The sequence below is a fragment of the Hartmannibacter diazotrophicus genome (assembly GCF_900231165.1).
GTDB classification, from domain to species: Bacteria; Pseudomonadota; Alphaproteobacteria; order Rhizobiales; family Pleomorphomonadaceae; genus Hartmannibacter; species Hartmannibacter diazotrophicus.
Map to the genome: position 1 here is coordinate 4,188,104 of NZ_LT960614.1, position 15,546 is coordinate 4,203,649.

The following is a 15,546-nucleotide window of genomic DNA, read 5'->3' on the forward strand; positions in this document are numbered from 1 at the left end:
GCTCGCCGGACCTTGCCGGCGGGCGGCCGATCGCGCGGCGAGGTCAGATGTATTCCATGACCTCGTCCATGTTCCCGAACAGGATCACGGTGTTGTCGTCGACGCGGACCATGCGGCCGTAGTGGGTGGAGGTGTTGACCTCGAACATCTCCGCGGTCATCTCGCGGCCGAGATATTCGCTGATCGCGTCCATCTCGAAGATCAGCTTGCCGTGGCCGTCGATGCGGATCAGCGCAGGCTGGTAGGTGACGGTGACGCCCTCCTTGCGGGACATGAATTCCGCGATGGCGCGCGCCTCGACGGAGTCGCTCATGGTGACCCCGCACTGATCGGAAATGGTCTGTTCGAAGGTGATGTCCTTCATCGACTTGAAGATGTTCGCGTGACTGGAATCGCGAGCGGCAGTGGACATGATTTCAACTCCTGGAATGAGCGAGAGGGTCTGACTGCGTTCCCCGAAGCTCCGCGCCCGTCCGGGCCGCCATGGCCGGACTGTGGAGGCCGGCTTCCGGCCGGCCCGGACGGGACTTGGACGCCTCGGGAGGAGGATCAAATGCCGAGTTCGCCGAGGATCTTGTTGAAGCGCTCGTGCGAGACCGCGCGCATGTCCTCAAAGGACACGGGCTTGGAATGCGGCATGGACCAGATCGGCTGCAGGTTCTGCGCGGCCTTGTCGGCGAGCGCCCTGTGCCTGGCGATCCAGCTCTTGAAGAGCGCCACGTTGTGGGCCCCGTGCTGCTCGTCGTGGGCCAGCAGGTACATGAGGTCGATGGTGTTGGCGAGGTTGCGCTCGTAGTCGGCCTCGGCCGCCGAAATCACGGCCGGCGTCATGAAGTCGCTGTTGGCCGCGCCCGCCTGCATCAGGAAGCCGGAGCGGAAGAGTTCGCCCACCAGCGGCTCGAACACGATGTTGATGGCGAAATACTGCTCCAGATAGTCGGTCGTGCCCATGATGGTCTCGACCGCCTCGCGGGTGCCCTGCCAGACGCCGTCTTCCAGCCACGCGGTCTTGCCGAGCGTGTCGTCCCAGCCCGCGATGTCCATGCCGATCTCAGCGAGATAGAGGGTGATGTCCTGGGCGAGACGCAGCTTGTAGGACGAGTTGGTCAGCGTCGCGTTGTTGATCATCTGGGTGTAGCCGTAGCGCTGCGCCTGCATCAGCGACGTGCCGAGGCCGAACTCCGCATGCTTCCAGGCGCCGAGATGCGTCTGCAGGATCTTGAGCCAAGCCTTGTCGAAGGCCTTCGCCGCACCGTATTTGCGGCCGTTGGAGATGACGCTCTGCACCATCGTTTCGATCTTCGACTGGCGCTGGTAGTGCGTGCGCTCCCACTCCTGGTCGGGAGCGCGGAAGGCGTGCCAGTTCGAGCTCTTGGCGGCCGTGTTGTCCTTGATATAGGCGCCCTTGCCGTTGGCGAAGCTGATGATCCAGTTCTGGATCAGGTAGCGCTCCGGATCGGGCTGGACGTCGACCGTGACGTCCTCGTAGTGCGTCGCAGCACGGCCGCGCGGCTCGTAGTAGCGGTATTTGCGGCTGTCAGAATCGGCGAAGATGGCGGCACCGGCCGCTCCCGAACCGACGGAACTCGACATGGCTGGCATGGTTTTCACTCCCTAGTGATCTCGATTTTGATTTTGATCGTGGGTTGTTGCTGGCGTTCGGTCCGGCGCGCTATTGCGCGGCGGCCTGCATCGAGGACGTGGGCTCCGCGGCCGGAGCCGATGAGGTGGTGAAGCGGTCGAAGAAGACGCGCTCGACGTCGAAGCCGTTCATGAAGAGCACCGGCTGCAGGGCATCGATCATCGGCGGCGGGCCGCACGCGTAGACATCGCCCTCCCCGTCGACGTCGAGGTCCTTGAGCACGGCATCCACGCTCTGGTGGACGAAGCCCCTCTCGCCGGTCCAGTCCGCGTCCTCGTCCGCATGGGAGAGAACGGGGATGAAGCGGACTTCGGGGTGGGCCGCCGTGAGCGCGCCGATCCGGTCCAGATAGAAGAGGTCGGCCTGCGTTCGCGCTCCGTAGAAGAAGTAGACGTCGCGCGCCTCGCCGCTCTTCAGGTGATCGTTGAGGATCGACCAGATCGGCGACATGCCGGAACCGGCGCCCACCAGGATCAGGGGTCCCTCCCGGCCCTCCCGCCGGAAGCAGGTGCCGTAGGGTCCGGTGACGGTGACGGCGGCTCCGATGCGGATGCCTCCACTGTCGAGCTCTCCGGAGAACCGGCCTTCGGGGTATTTCTTGATGATGAAGGCGAGTTCTTCGGTTTCGTCCGGCGTATTTGCCATGGAGAACGAGCGCGTAATCGTCTCCCCTTCTTCCGTGGTGACCGTGATGTCGACATATTGCCCCGCCCAGAATTTTATCGGCGAGTCCAGTGCGATCCCGATCCCGCGAATGTCGTGGGTGAGATGTTCGATCCTCGAAATCCGGCCGCTGAACGTCCTGACGGCGATGGATTTCGACAGGACCTCCTCGTCATAGTTGAGGAGGTCGACCTCGATGTCCGAGTAGGCGAGCGTCCGGCAGAGAAGGATGTGACCGCTGTCCTTCTCCATGTCGTTGAGCGCGAAGGTCGAGTAGCGCAGCATTTCCGTGTCGCCGTCATTGAGGATGCATTTGCAGGCCGAACACTGGCCCTCCTTGCATCCGTGCGGCAGGGATATGCCTTGCCGGAAGGCGGCGTTGAGCACCGTTTCGCCTTCCTCGACCTCGAATTCCACGCCCACCGGCTCCAGGCGCACGGTATGGGTTGAACTCATGAGCTTGGTCTCCCCAAAGCTCCGCCATTCGCGGTCCTGACGGACCGCGCCGGCGAATGTCTCCGTCGGTGGCGGAGGCCGCTGGAAGCGGCCTCCGCACGACTGGGACGTCAGTTGCAGGGATTGATGGTGAACCCGGCGCGATATTCGGCGATGTGCTTTTCGCGATCCGCCGGGCTCATCTGCCGGAGCAGCGTGAGCGGCGACTGGAGCGTGTAGCCGCGCACGTCGTCGAGGGTCCACATTTCCTTGTCGTCGAAGCGCAGGTGTGGCTGCGGCACCAGCGTCTTGCCGTCGGAGCGCACGAAGTTGAGATCCTTGATGGCATCCGCCAGATCCCAGCCGTGGTAGAGCGTCTCCCACTCGCGCTTGCCGCTGAAGCGGCCCATCGCAGGCGTCGGGCGGCCCTGATACTCGTCCGAGAAGGCCTCGACGGCAGTCCAGCGGTCGAGCTCGTGGGCGAAGGTGTGCAGTTGCCCGTCGATCTCGTCGACCACCATGTCCTGGCGGATGAGGCAGGGCACCAGGCACGACCAGCAGCGATGCGGATAGACGTAGCCCGTCTCCTCGGCGAAGGTGATCGGCTTCTGGCCCTTGTGGCTCAGCTTGTCATACCACTTCCAGAAGTCGCCGAACTCCGCGTACCAGCCCGGGTACTTCGATTCGAACCACTCGAAGTCGCGGTCGGTCTGGGCCTCGATGCGCCAGAAATTCACCGGCCAGCCGACGGCGAAGAACTGTGCCACCTTGTGGACGTAGTTCTTCTTGGTGATCCGGTTCCAGGCCTCGTGGACGTCGTCGTGGTGGATCTTGATGCCGTATTTTTCCAGCGGCAGCATGTAGGTCCGGTAGTAGTCCTCGAAGATCCAGCGATGCCACATCTCCGCGTAGGACTCCTTGTTCTTGTCGCGGTTGGTGGTGCCGTATTCGATGAAGGTGCCGATCGCCGCGTCGACGATGGCGTGGTTCTGCCAGAAGGCGTAGCGCAGGTCGCGCTCCAGCAGCAGGTGGTTCTCCGGCTCCTTGAGGGCAGCCATCAGCAGCGAGTGGCCGTTGCCGATGTGGCGGCTCTCGTCGGACTGGACCGATAGGAAGACGGTCGGCAGCGCATAGTCGCCGTTGCGGGCCGCTTCCGAAGGCATCGCCACGAAGAGCGTGTTGGTGAAGGCGGTTTCGGCAACGACCGTCAGGTACATGCAGGCGGCGGTCATGGTGTCGCCGGTGATGAACCCTTCGCCGAACTGGCGACCGATGGTGGTCGCGTAGCACTTGCCGAAGGCTTCCTCGGTGATGTCGAAGCCGGCCGGATCGATGTAGTTCTCCATGTACCACTTCTTCAGGTTCATCTGAATCGTGGAATGGCGGAACTCGTCGACCATCTGCATGGTGAAGCCGGTTCTCAGATCCTCACCGGGCGCGAGGCGTGCGACCATGGCCATGGAGCGGGCGGCCGAGATCTCGGGGAAGGGAATGATCGCCAGGAACAGCTTCATCCACTCCACCCAGCGCGGCTCCACATTGCGGAACATGTCGCCGCGAAGAGCGGCATCGAGCGCGCCGTAAACCCGGTTGTCCTTTTCCTCCTGCATGGGGAAATAGGACCTCAGCACCTGCTTCATCGGGTCGCGCGGTGCCTTCGCGATCTTGTAGTCGGTCGGAAACGTCATCGCTTCCTGGACGTAGCTCGGGTTCCAGCCGAGATCGGAAATCTTCTTGGTTGCCTCGCCAACGGAAATGCCGCGCTGCGAGGTGATCTTGTTCAGTGTCAAGGACGACATGAATCAAACCTCCCCTTGAAAGGTTTTGGGTCGAGGGCCTCTGGCCCACGTGAAGCGGTCTTTGCTACCGCAAGGTGCTGATTGCCGTGCGTCCGGGACACGCGGTGACGCGCCCTGATCCGGACGACAGGTCAATCGACTTCGGCAAAGGTGCTCAAGGAGATGTCGCGTCCGTTCCGCCCGGTCACTTGGCTGGCCGCCGCCATCAAAGGCGCGCGGCAGCGGTTCTTCGGATGAAAACGCGCTCGCGAGCGTTGCTCCTCCCATCCCTTCGTTCTTGTGACACCGCTTCGGCAGCGCTGACCGCCCTGCCCGACAGGCCGGCATTGAGAGCGGCTCTGTCCTTGCGATGGCTTCTTGTTATGCCGACCAAAGGAGCAAGGCCCGTGCCAAACGAAAAGAACATTGATTCAAAAAGACAAATTATTCCAAATATAAACTGGCAATCATCCGTATATGTAACTATGTAAAGTTTTGTTACACTCAAGCATTACAAATGTAAAATAAGGATTTTTACGTTACACACATCAGTATTTCTATTGACCATCGAGCAGGGCGCGCGACATACTTGGCGACACTCCTTATTCATGCGCAGTTCAAAGCCGTTTGCGCCAATCGAAGATCCGGCATCGAACCCATGCCAAAAGAAGATCCCCGTTCCGATGACCCCTTTTGGTCTCCCGTTGCCGACCGTGACGACGTCGCCGCCAGGCTGGCGCGCCTCATGGCCCGGGATCTCGTCTTCGTCATGAAGTTCCTCGGCGAAAGCCAGCATCAGCTCCAGGGTCACTTCCAGAGATTCATTCTGGCGCGGCTGGCCGAGCAGGGGATCGACGGCGACACCCACCCCCTGATCGGAGGTTTTGCCGAGACCCACGCGCTGATGATGCGCGATTTCGTCTTTGCCGGCGTCTCGCTGTCGCATCAATTCCGGGTTGAAGAGATGGAGCGCCTGCTGGGCGATACGACGTCGCTGCTTCGCGTCGATATCTGGGACCAGCTCCGCCGGCACATCGACACCGCCGAGGAGCAGTTTCGCGAGCAGTTGCCGCAGCTCGAAAGCAAGCTGGACGCCTACCGGCCGCCAGACAAGGGAGGCAGGCGATGACCGCCGGGGATCATCAATGCCGGGAGCCAGCCGGCGCCGTCCACTGCGCCAGGATCGACGCCGCGTCCATGGCCAGCGTCCTGTGCGTTTCCATGAGGATTTGGTCGCGAACGGTTGCCTCGAGTGCGTTCAGCGCTTCCCGGGCGGCAAGGCGTGCCTCCGGATCGTCCGCGTTCAGCGCTCCATCGAGAGCTGAAAGGCAGGGATCCGCCGGGGGGAGATGCCGTGCCGCCACCTCGTGCAGCACCTTGAAGAACCGGTCGTCGAACGCATCGGACATCGCAAGCTTCTCCAGTTTCACATCGGTCGTCACCCGGATCAGCAGCCGGAACGTTATTCCAATTCGAAATAAATCTCGCGTCAGCCGCGATCATGACGATTGTCTTTCTCGATTTTCAGGAGAGACATCAAAATGAATCAGAAATCAAGGCATGTCGAATTACTTCAAATACGCCTCATTCTGGTTTCCGATATCTCCGGAGCGAATGCAGAGGCATTGAAGATAAATCAGAATATCTGCGGACTACAGATGGAGTTGCTTCGCCTTTCAATGGATGACGCGACGCAGAATTCAGACAACGAACAACGAGAGACCGAGATCGGATTGGCCGAGGCCGAGGCCGCCCTGGCGGAGTGCGCAAGGCGCATCGAGGCCCTGGAGGACCTTGTTGCCGAACTCGACAGGCAACTGGCCTTGCTGATCTGACCAAGTCCGGCAACGTCCGGGGGAGACCGCGACCATGAACCAGCAAGCAATGCCCAACGTCACGCTCTACGACCTTCTGTCGCGCAACTGGACCTGCAAGGCAGGCATTGCGTCGACCTGCTTTTCCGCGGACGGGACCGCGGCTCTCTTCGCCCTCGATGATGGAGCCTTGGCGATCGCACAGACCGCCGACGAGGAAGCGCCCGAAACCCGGATCCGCATGAGCGCCGACGTCGGCCGGGCAACGATCCGGCCCCGCTCCGCACCTCCGGCCGCGATGATCGAAATCGCATCGCTGGGCGAAGGCGCTCCACCCATGGCTCCTTTCAGCCGCAACGAGTTTCTTGTCGGTACCGACGCCGGCCAGATTCTGAAACTCGCGGCCAACGGTGAGATCGAGGAAACGTCGCTCACGTTCCCCTCGCCGGTCGTCGCCCTCGATCACAACGCCCGCACGGGCATGACCGTCGCCAGCGACGGATCGGCGATCCTGATGACGATCGACCTCCAGACACCGGCGCTTCGCAAGGTCGGGAGCGGAAGCAGGGTCAGCCTTCTGTCCTTGTCGCCAGACGGGCGGCAACTGGCGATGGCCGACGGCGAAGCCCTGACGATCTCCGTCGTCGCGGGCGAGCCGGAACAGGATCTCGTCGTGCCGCTTGCCCGCTCTCCGGCCGCCGTCGCCTGGAGCAGCGATGGCCGCTGGGCGGCCTGTCCGCAGCAGGACGCTGGCGTCTGCCTCATCGATCTCAAGCAGCGGTCTTCGACAGTGATTGACGGGTTTCCGGCAGCGGTGCAGACCGCCGTCTTCAGCCATCCGGCAAACACCCTCGTCGCCTCCGGTGCGTTCCGGATCGCCGCCTGGTCGATGGAGGCCGCTCCCCTCGGCGACAGCAGGGCCGGAGCGCTCGAAACCGGACGACGCGGCCTCGTCGCCGTCGAGCGGGTCGCAGCCCACCCGAAACGCAAGCTCGTCGCCGCGGCCTATGAGAACGGCCAGATCGTCGTCGCCCAGGTTGGCCTCGGCGACGAACTCCTCCTCCGGCCATCCGGCGCAGACGTGACTGCCCTCGCATGGTCGCCCGACGGCAGGCATCTCGCTGTCGGCTCAGGCGACGGCACGGCGGCCCTGATCGGCCTTCCGCCGCAGATGTTCAAATAGCCACGGATGAAGGCAGTCGCTGGCTTTCTGGAACGCTCCCGCACATCCATGAAGCGGCGCTCCAGCTTTTTCGATTTTCCGCGAGCCGGCATTCGGCCCGCCACCAACAGGAGAGGAACCGACACCATGTCCCAGGCAGAAAAAATCGAGCTCAGCGAGGAAGACCGCAGCAAGGACGACTTTTTCCGGCGTCTTGCCGAACTCTCCGAGGAAATGGTGGCGCGCCACGGCAAGGACTTCAGCATGGGCGCGCTCGTCCTCGGGGCCCGCTGGATCGCCGAAAACCGCATCGGCGGCGAGAAGGCCGCAAGCGACCGGAAGTCCGGGCACTGAAGGACGAATGGTTGGCGTCTGTGTCACCGGCTTCGGTCGTGCGCACGCCGCCTCGATGGCAACGGACCCTTGGCGTTCGCCGGCAAATTCGCAGCGGACCGCCGGATAATCGACTATATTGACCAAAGGGCCGGCAAGAGCCTCAACGGGGAGTATGACATGACGGACGAAGAACGGCTGGCGTGCCTGAAGGCGCTGGAAAAGAAGCTGCTGTGGCTCTCCACATGGATGATCCACAACGCCAACCACCTGCGCCACAATGAAGATGGTCTCAAGGTCGGCGGCCATCAGGCCTCCTCCGCCTCGCTCGTCTCGATCATGACGGCGCTCTATTTTTCCGTCTTGAGGCCGCAGGATCGCGTCGCCGTCAAGCCGCATGCAAGCCCGGTCTTCCATGCGATCCAGTATCTGCTCGGCAACCAGACGCTGGAAAAGCTCAAGGACTTCCGGGCCTTCAAGGGCGCGCAGTCCTACCCGTCCCGCACCAAGGACACCGACGACGTCGATTTTTCGACCGGCTCGGTCGGCCTCGGCGTTGCCCAGACCCTCTTTGCCAGCCTCGCGCAGGACTATGTGAAGGCCCATGGCTGGAACGCGGATCGGCCCGAGGGACGCATGATCGCCCTCGTCGGCGACGCGGAGATGGACGAGGGCAACATCTTCGAGGCGCTGCTGGAGGGCTGGAAGCAGGGCCTGCGCAATTGCTGGTGGATCGTCGACTACAACCGCCAGAGCCTCGATGCGGTCGTGCGCGAAGGGCTCTACCAGCGTTTCGAGGCGCTCTTTTCCGGCTTCGGCTGGGAGGTCGTCGTTCTGAAATATGGCCGGCTGCTGGAGGAGGCCTTCAAGGAGCCCGGCGGCGAGAAGCTGCGCGACTTCATCGACAGCTGCCCGAACCAGCGCTATTCGGCCCTCACCTTCCAGGGCGGCGCGGCCTGGCGGCGCGCACTCCTCGACGCCATCGGCGACCAGGGGCCAGTCACCAAGCTCATCGAAAGCCGCTCGGACGAAGACCTTGCCCGCCTGATGACCAACCTGGCGGGTCACGACCTGCCGACGCTGATGGAGGCCTTCGGCAAGATCGACCACGACCGGCCGGTGGTCTTCATCACCTACACGATCAAGGGCTATGGCCTGCCGTTTGCCGGCCACAAGGACAATCACGCCGGCCTGATGACGACGGCCCACATGGCCGAATTCAAGGCCAGGATGGGGATCGCGGACGGCACCGAGTGGGAGCCCTTTGCCGGGCTCGACGTCGAGCCGGCAAAGCTTCGCGCTTTCCTGAAGGACGTTCCCTTCAATGCCGAAGGATCGCGGCGCTACGGTGCGTCCCCGATCGACGTCCCCGAACACCTCGCCCTGCCGCATCAGGCCGAAATGTCGACGCAGGCCGGCTTCGGCCTCATCCTGAACGAGCTGGCAAGATCCAGCGGTCCACTCGCCGACAGGATCGTGACGACATCGCCGGATGTCACCGTCTCCACCAATCTCGGTCCATGGGTCAACCGGCGCGGGCTGTTCGCCCGAGACGAGATGGCGGACGTGTTCCGCAACGAGAAGATCCCCTCCACCTTCACATGGGAGTTTTCAAAGTCGGGCCAGCACATGGAACTCGGCATCGCCGAGATGAACCTCTTCCTCATGCTGTCGGCGCTCGGGCTGTCCCATTCGCTCTTCGGCGAGCGGCTGATTCCCATCGGCACGCTCTACGATCCCTTCATCTGCCGCGGTCTCGATGCGCTCAACTATGCCTGCTATCAAGATGCCCGGTTCATTCTGGTCGCGACCCCATCGGGCCTCGCGCTCGCGCCGGAGGGCGGCGCCCACCAGTCGATCTCGACGCCCTTGATCGGCATCGCGCAGGACGGTCTTGCCGCCTTCGAGCCGGCCTTCGTCGACGAACTCGCTGAAATTCTTCGCTTCGCCTTCGACTATGTCCAGCGCGACGGCGACGGCGATGCGGACGAACGCACATGGCTGCGCGACGAGACCGGCGGCTCGGTCTACCTTCGCCTGTCAACGCGGAGTATCGACCAGCCGGCACGCGAGATGACGCCGGCGCTTTCCCGCGACATCGTCGACGGTGCCTACTGGCTGCGACGCCCGGAACCGTCCTGCGAGGTAGTGATCGCCTATCAGGGCGTTGTCGCGCCGGAAGCGATCGCGGCAGCAGGTCTTCTGGCGGAGGACCGGCGCGGCGTCGCCGTGCTCGCCGTCACTTCGGCGGATCGGCTCTCGGCAGGGTGGCACGCGGCCGAACGGGCCCGCCAACGTGGGCGCCTCGATGCCCGAAGCCATATCGAGCGCCTGCTCGGCGAGGTGCCGCGCGATTGCGGCCTCGTGACGGTCGTCGACGGCCATCCAACGACGCTGTCGTGGCTCGGCTCCGTGCTCGGGCAGCGGGTCAAGCCGCTTGGCGTCGAACATTTCGGCCAGTCCGGCAATCTCGGCGATCTCTTCCACCACTATGGGCTTGACGCCAACGCCATTGCCCATGCCGCCGCGTCCGTGACACCCGGCCGCCCCGTGCGGCATTTGCGGCAACTTCCCGCCTGACGCCGGATGGCGTCCCCGAACTGAAACGGCTGCACACAAGAGAAAGCCCCGCCGAACAGTCGTCCGGCGGGGCTTTCTTCTATCGGTCGTCACCGGCAGTAAGGCCGGCGAGGCCTCTTCGTTCACACGAACTGCCTTGAAATTCCGTATTGATGAAGCTTGCGGTAGAGCGTCGGGCGGGAGATCCCGAGCCTTCGGGCCACCCTGCTGAGGTTGCCCTCCTCCGCGCTGAGCGCCTGGCGCAGCGCCTCACGCTCGGCGTCCGCGAAGCTTGCAAGACACGGCACCGCGCTGTCTCCCACTGTCCCGCAGCCGGGTGACGGCGGCGTCAGGGTCGAAGGCGACTGGATCTCCGGCGGCAGGTCGCCAACATCGATATGCCGCGTCCTTGCGAGCACATGCAGACGATCGACGAGGTTGCGCAATTCGCGAACGTTGCCCGGCCAGCGATAGGCCATGAGACAATCAAGCGCCGCGCCGGAAAACATGAGCGGATCGCAGCCCGCCGACCCGGCGAACCTGCGATTGAAGTGATCGACGAGCAGCGGCACGTCCTCGGCACGGTCCCTGAGAGCCGGCACGCGGATGGAAACCGCGCTGATCCGGTAGTAGAGGTCGCGCCGGAACCGGCCCGCATCGCTCTCGGCCCGCAGATCCCGGTTGGTCGAGGCGATCAGCCGGACATTCACCGGCCGGTTCCTCGCCTCGCCGATGCGGCGAACGACCCGCTCTTCCAGCACCCGCAGCAGGAAGGGCTGGATATCGAGCGGCATTTCGCCGATCTCGTCGAGACTGAGGGTTCCGCCCTCCGCCTGCTCGAAGACGCCCGCCCGGCCCTCGCGCGAGGCGCCCGTGTAGGCACCCGCCGCATGGCCGAAGAGCTCGCTGCCGAAGAGTTCCTTGGTGACGGCCCCGCAGTTGAGCGCCACGAAGGCCCCCTTCGCCGACGCCCCGCCGCCTTCGTGAACCAGCCGCGCGAACAATTCCTTGCCGACCCCGGTCTCTCCCTCGATCAGCAGGGACGTGGTCGCGGGCGAGGCGGCAACGCTCAACGCCTGATCGACCGCCTCCAGCAGTGCCGGGCTCTGGCCGACGATGTTGGGCCCGCCGGCGGGTCTGGCAAGACGCGACGGAGCGGGGAAGGCAACCGGGGCGGACGATTTCCGCCCCTTGCCCGCCGCCGGAAACACCAGCGCCATCCCGCGTCGGCCGTCATCGAGCGCAAGCTGGTTGAGATGAAGATCGAGCCCTGGTCGGGCCGCGCCGTCCAGAGCCCCGTAGGCCCGCTCGATGCGCTTGATATCGAGTTCCGGCAGGATTTCGCCGTCCTCGAAAGGACTGAGGGCGATTTCCTCCATCAGCCGCCTGGAGACATTGTTGCTGTAGACGATGCGGCCACGCTCGTTGAGGATCATCAGCCCGTCGGCCCCTTCGTAGCGCGGCGCGAGGTTGATGAACGCCTCCAGAAGGCGGCTTCTCTCGTCCTTCTGATTGTCGTCGAGGATCTTCTCGATCTCGCGGGCCGTGGCCATTACCAGAGCGACATTGTGCGGCTTGAAGATGGAGGGATGGCCGGACAGATCGACGACGCCCATGATGCTGCCGTCGAACGGATCGCGGATCGGTGCGCCCGCGCAGGTCCATGACTTGATGCCGGCGCAGAAATGCTCGGCGGCGTGAACCACGACCGGCTCGCCCGTCCACAGCGCCGTCCCGATCCCGTTGGTTCCGACCGCGTCCTCGTTCCACTTGCCGCCGATCGCCAGATTGATGTCCCGGCCGTCGTGCAGGATCTTGCGGTCGCCGACGGCATCGATCATGACGCCATCCTGATCGGCCAGAACCAGCATCGCCCCCGTTCCGTCCAGCATCCGTCCGATGGTGCTGAAGGGACGCCGCGCCGCAGAGAGAAGTTCGGCATTGGCCAGCGTCAGACGCTCGATCTCGCTATCGTCGCCGCAAACCGGCGCTTCGGTTCCGTTGGCATCGATGCCGCCCGACGCGCTTCGGCTCCACGAATCCTGGATGGTTCGCCGGACGAGGGTATCAGTCTTGATTTCGCGGCCGCAGGTCAGAAAATCTTCCCAGGCCCGCATCGTTCGTCGATCGTCGTAGGCGACTTCATCCAGTTGGAAATGCTGTGGTTCGCGGTCGAGTTGGGAGGGCAGCACACGATGCAGATGCGCGGCATCCTCATGCTCGCCGGGGGGAAAACTGTCTCTCGTCGTCCGTGCCATGAAATCGATCCAGTTCACGCGTCACGTCTTCGGCGCTCCTGCGGCTCCGGCCGCGTCGTGCCATTCGGCACGCCGTCGTCACCAAGATCGGCGGGCGCTCACTCCGCCGGCCCGCCGTATCCAAGGCGTTGGCCGATTTCCTCGACGAACCTTGGCTCCGGGAAGTCCGGCGTGATCCGGCAATCGTCCAGATCGGCCAGAGCGCCGGAGATGTCGCCGTCGACGGGACTGAAGAAGCCGTTCTCGCGGGTCGCGAGGCGGAAGCGGCGTTCGCCGTCGATCCTGCGGATTTCACCAAGATGATGAAGCTGCCTCCCGCTGGAAAGGTCCATCACGATGACGCGCCCGTTGACGCTGACGCGAACATGCGGTTCGGCGACGTCGGAGCGGACCGGGCCGGAGAGGGCGTGAATGATCAGGCCCTCAGCCTTCGGTTCCTCGCGCGGCTGCTTCGAGGCCGAATAGGCGCCGTTGCTGAACTGGTCGGCAAGCCGCGTGATCGTTGAACGGTTCTGTTCCAGAACCCGGCGCATATGCGCATCCTCGCGCCTCGGTTCACTCGATTTCGAAAAGAACTCCACCATCGATTTTCCCGCACCTCCCTTTTTTCTTATGGCCGGGCAAGGCGTTGGTTCAGCCCGTCGAAGGCTGTCCACCCTCTCCGTGCGAGCGAATGGCCCGCCTGATCCGCCTCAACTTAAATCGATTATATCAGAGTATCTACGTAGCTGCGTGTTATGTCGTTGCTACATTTGGTCATGAGTACAAAAATTTCTGTGAGCGTCGCCGGGGCTCTCCGCCGCGGTTCGCGGCAGCCTCGCCAGGCCGCAGCGCGACACGGAAAGGCCCCGTCTCCGGCCTCGGGATCTCTGGCCGGCCGCGCGAGTTCGGCGGCAGGAAACGGCTACCGGGAGACCGCCTGCGCGCACCGCAAAGCCCGCCCAAGTCCTGCACGCTCCGAAGAGCGAAAGCGGCCCCGGCATGGGTCATCCATGCCGGGGCCGAAACTGTCGTCAGGATGCCGACTCGAGCTTGTCCTGCGTCTTCGTCTCGAAGTCGCCGGCATCGTGCCGCTCGCGCAGCTGTTCGGAGAGCTCGCCCGACATCCGGTTGACCATGCGACCGCGCCGCACGGCGGGGCGCTCCAGGATCGTGTCCGCCCAGCGCTGGACGTTCTTGTAGTCCTGGACCGACAGGAACTCCGCCGCGCCATACTGCCAGCCCTTGACCAGGCCGCCGTACCACGGGAACACGGCGATATCCGCGATCGTATAGTCGTCGCCGCCAAGATATTCGCTCTCGGCCAGACGCCGGTCGAGAACATCGAGCTGGCGCTTGGTCTCCATCGCGAAGCGGTTGATGGCGTATTCGATCTTCACCGGCGCATAGGTGTAGAAGTGCCCGAAGCCGCCGCCGAGATAGGGCGCGCTGCCCATCTGCCAGAACAGCCAGGAGAGACACTCGGCACGCGCGGCAACGTCGGTCGGCAGGAACTCGCCGAACTTCTCCGCAAGGTGCATCAGGATCGCGCCGGACTCAAAAACGCGGATCGGCTTCGGGCCGGAGCGGTCCATGAGCGCCGGGATCTTGGAGTTCGGGTTGACCTCGACGAAGCCGCTGCTGAACTGCTCGCCGTCGCCGATCTTGATCAGCCAGGCATCGTATTCCGCGCCTTTGTGCCCCTTGGCGAGGAGCTCCTCCAGCATGATGGTGACCTTCTGGCCATTCGGCGTTGCCAGCGAATAGAGCTGGAGCGGGTGCTTGCCGACCGGCAGGTCCTTTTCATGCGTCGGCCCGGCGATCGGACGGTTGATGCTGGCAAAGGCGCCTCCGCTCGGGGCCTCCCAGGTCCAGACCTTCGGCGGGGTATATTCGGACGTATCCGTCATTGCGGCACTCCAATCTTGGGATAGATGTCCGCAGAGAAAACATATTACGACGCCGATGCAACCTCGAACGCATGCTTAATCGGAAACGGCCCCAACACGATTTCGAGAGTGGGTCCGCGACCTTGGCTCGATGATCCGCTTTCAAATCAAAGCCGCCGAAGCGGTTTCGGCGGCTTTCCACAGCGGATCGGCGGGGCGCCCGTCGCCGGTCAGAAGCGCTCGACCCAGGGCCTGAGATCGATCTCGAACGACCACGCGCTGCGCTCCTGGCGAAGAACGCTGACATAGCTTCGCGCGATGGCGTCGGGCGAGAGCATGCTGTCGGGCGTGTCGGTGGGTTCGGGGCGCGCCTCGGACCGTACGCCCCCGTCGATGACCACATGCGCGACATGGATACCCTTGGGGCCAAGCTCCCGGGCGGCGCTCTGGGCAAGGCCCCTCAGTGCGAACTTGCCCATCGCGAAGGGCGCGGAACCGGCAAAGCCCTTGATGCCGGCCGTCGCGCCCGTGAACAGGATCGCCCCATGCCCCCGGGGCAGCATGCGCCGCGCGGCATGATGGGCGACGAGGAACGCGCCATAGGCCGTCACGGCAAGGGCCTTTTGGACCTCGACCGGGTCGAGTTCGGCAAGGGGGCCGCGCGCGCGGGCACTGGCGTTGTAGATCACGACATCCGGATCGCCGATCTCCTTCCCGACGGCATCGAAGAGGCCTTCGACCGACGCCGGATCGGAGGCATCCGCGGCAAAGCGATGCGCCCCGGTTTCCTCGGCAAGGCCTGCAAGCTTGTCGACATTGCGCGCCACAAGACCGACCGCCATGCCAAGCGACGTCAGTTCGCGGGCCAGCGAGGCGCTGATGCCTGGCCCGGCGCCGACGATCAGTGCGGTTCGATAGGGAAAGTCCGGCATCGGGAGATCCTTGGGACGGGTGTGGCAACGGGAATGGCTGGAGCGCAAGCGTCGCCGGCACGAAGGCGAGACGGTCTTGCGCCTCCCCAGGGACCTTTGGAC

At 63.9% G+C, this 15,546-nt stretch carries 14 protein-coding genes; 5 read left to right on the plus strand and 9 right to left on the minus strand.

Features of this window, described 5'->3' with window-relative positions:
* Window positions 1-43 precede the first annotated feature (43 nt).
* The 4 genes from HDIA_RS19490 to HDIA_RS19505 form a co-directional block, all read right to left on the minus strand.
* On the minus strand, window positions 44-412 hold the full coding sequence (locus HDIA_RS19490; protein ID WP_099557670.1) for an MmoB/DmpM family protein: 369 nt from the start codon (window positions 410-412) through the stop codon (window positions 44-46).
* A 137-nt stretch (window positions 413-549) separates the two neighbouring features.
* Window positions 550-1,602 carry an aromatic/alkene monooxygenase hydroxylase subunit beta gene (locus tag HDIA_RS19495; RefSeq protein ID WP_099557671.1) on the minus strand — a complete coding sequence of 351 codons (1,053 nt, stop codon included), beginning with the start codon at window positions 1,600-1,602 and terminating at the stop codon, window positions 550-552.
* Window positions 1,603-1,672: 70 nt separating this feature from the next.
* Entirely contained in the window at window positions 1,673-2,761 is a 1,089-nt protein-coding gene (locus HDIA_RS19500; RefSeq protein WP_099557672.1) for a 2Fe-2S iron-sulfur cluster-binding protein, read from the minus strand.
* Window positions 2,762-2,871: 110 nt separating this feature from the next.
* A complete protein-coding gene (locus HDIA_RS19505) occupies window positions 2,872-4,539 on the minus strand; it encodes an aromatic/alkene/methane monooxygenase hydroxylase/oxygenase subunit alpha (RefSeq protein WP_099557673.1) in 1,668 nt (555 codons plus the stop codon).
* Between the two features lie 748 nt (window positions 4,540-5,287).
* Between HDIA_RS19505 and HDIA_RS19510 the strand changes: the two genes are divergently transcribed.
* On the plus strand, window positions 5,288-5,647 hold the full coding sequence (locus tag HDIA_RS19510) for a hypothetical protein (RefSeq protein ID WP_197708048.1): 360 nt from the start codon (window positions 5,288-5,290) through the stop codon (window positions 5,645-5,647).
* Window positions 5,648-5,660: 13 nt separating this feature from the next.
* Here the strand turns inward: HDIA_RS19510 and HDIA_RS19515 are convergent, their stop codons facing one another.
* Window positions 5,661-5,927: a hypothetical protein gene (locus HDIA_RS19515; protein WP_157775742.1), complete on the minus strand. Its 267-nt coding sequence runs from the start codon at window positions 5,925-5,927 to the stop codon at window positions 5,661-5,663.
* Between the two features lie 132 nt (window positions 5,928-6,059).
* Here HDIA_RS19515 and HDIA_RS19520 point away from each other — a divergent pair, with 132 nt between their 5' ends.
* From HDIA_RS19520 to HDIA_RS19535, 4 genes are all read left to right on the plus strand, one after another.
* Window positions 6,060-6,353: a hypothetical protein gene (locus HDIA_RS19520; RefSeq protein WP_099557676.1), complete on the plus strand. Its 294-nt coding sequence runs from the start codon at window positions 6,060-6,062 to the stop codon at window positions 6,351-6,353.
* A 34-nt stretch (window positions 6,354-6,387) separates the two neighbouring features.
* Window positions 6,388-7,515, plus strand: coding sequence for a WD40 repeat domain-containing protein (locus HDIA_RS19525; RefSeq protein ID WP_099557677.1), 1,128 nt, complete (start codon window positions 6,388-6,390; stop codon window positions 7,513-7,515).
* 126 nt (window positions 7,516-7,641) lie between these two features.
* Window positions 7,642-7,848 (plus strand): hypothetical protein, encoded by a 207-nt coding sequence (locus HDIA_RS19530; RefSeq protein ID WP_099559033.1) that lies wholly within the window; start codon window positions 7,642-7,644, stop codon window positions 7,846-7,848.
* Window positions 7,849-8,007: 159 nt separating this feature from the next.
* Window positions 8,008-10,407 carry a transketolase-like TK C-terminal-containing protein gene (locus HDIA_RS19535; RefSeq protein WP_099559034.1) on the plus strand — a complete coding sequence of 800 codons (2,400 nt, stop codon included), beginning with the start codon at window positions 8,008-8,010 and terminating at the stop codon, window positions 10,405-10,407.
* Between the two features lie 122 nt (window positions 10,408-10,529).
* On the opposite strand, the gene HDIA_RS19540 is transcribed toward HDIA_RS19535, so the two are convergent.
* The 4 genes from HDIA_RS19540 to HDIA_RS19555 all read right to left on the minus strand — a co-directional run bounded on the left by HDIA_RS19540 (window position 10,530) and on the right by HDIA_RS19555 (window position 15,444).
* Complete coding sequence (locus HDIA_RS19540) at window positions 10,530-12,662, minus strand: sigma-54-dependent Fis family transcriptional regulator (protein ID WP_245883982.1); 2,133 nt, start codon at window positions 12,660-12,662, stop codon at window positions 10,530-10,532.
* An 80-nt stretch (window positions 12,663-12,742) separates the two neighbouring features.
* Window positions 12,743-13,228 carry a hypothetical protein gene (locus HDIA_RS19545; RefSeq protein WP_099557678.1) on the minus strand — a complete coding sequence of 162 codons (486 nt, stop codon included), beginning with the start codon at window positions 13,226-13,228 and terminating at the stop codon, window positions 12,743-12,745.
* A gap of 429 nt (window positions 13,229-13,657) precedes the next feature.
* The gene (gene yghU, locus HDIA_RS19550; RefSeq protein ID WP_099557679.1) at window positions 13,658-14,533 is read right to left on the minus strand and encodes a glutathione-dependent disulfide-bond oxidoreductase; all 876 of its coding nucleotides are present in this window, start codon (window positions 14,531-14,533) and stop codon (window positions 13,658-13,660) included.
* Between the two features lie 209 nt (window positions 14,534-14,742).
* Window positions 14,743-15,444, minus strand: coding sequence for an SDR family NAD(P)-dependent oxidoreductase (locus HDIA_RS19555; protein ID WP_099557680.1), 702 nt, complete (start codon window positions 15,442-15,444; stop codon window positions 14,743-14,745).
* Window positions 15,445-15,546: the final 102 nt, after the last annotated feature.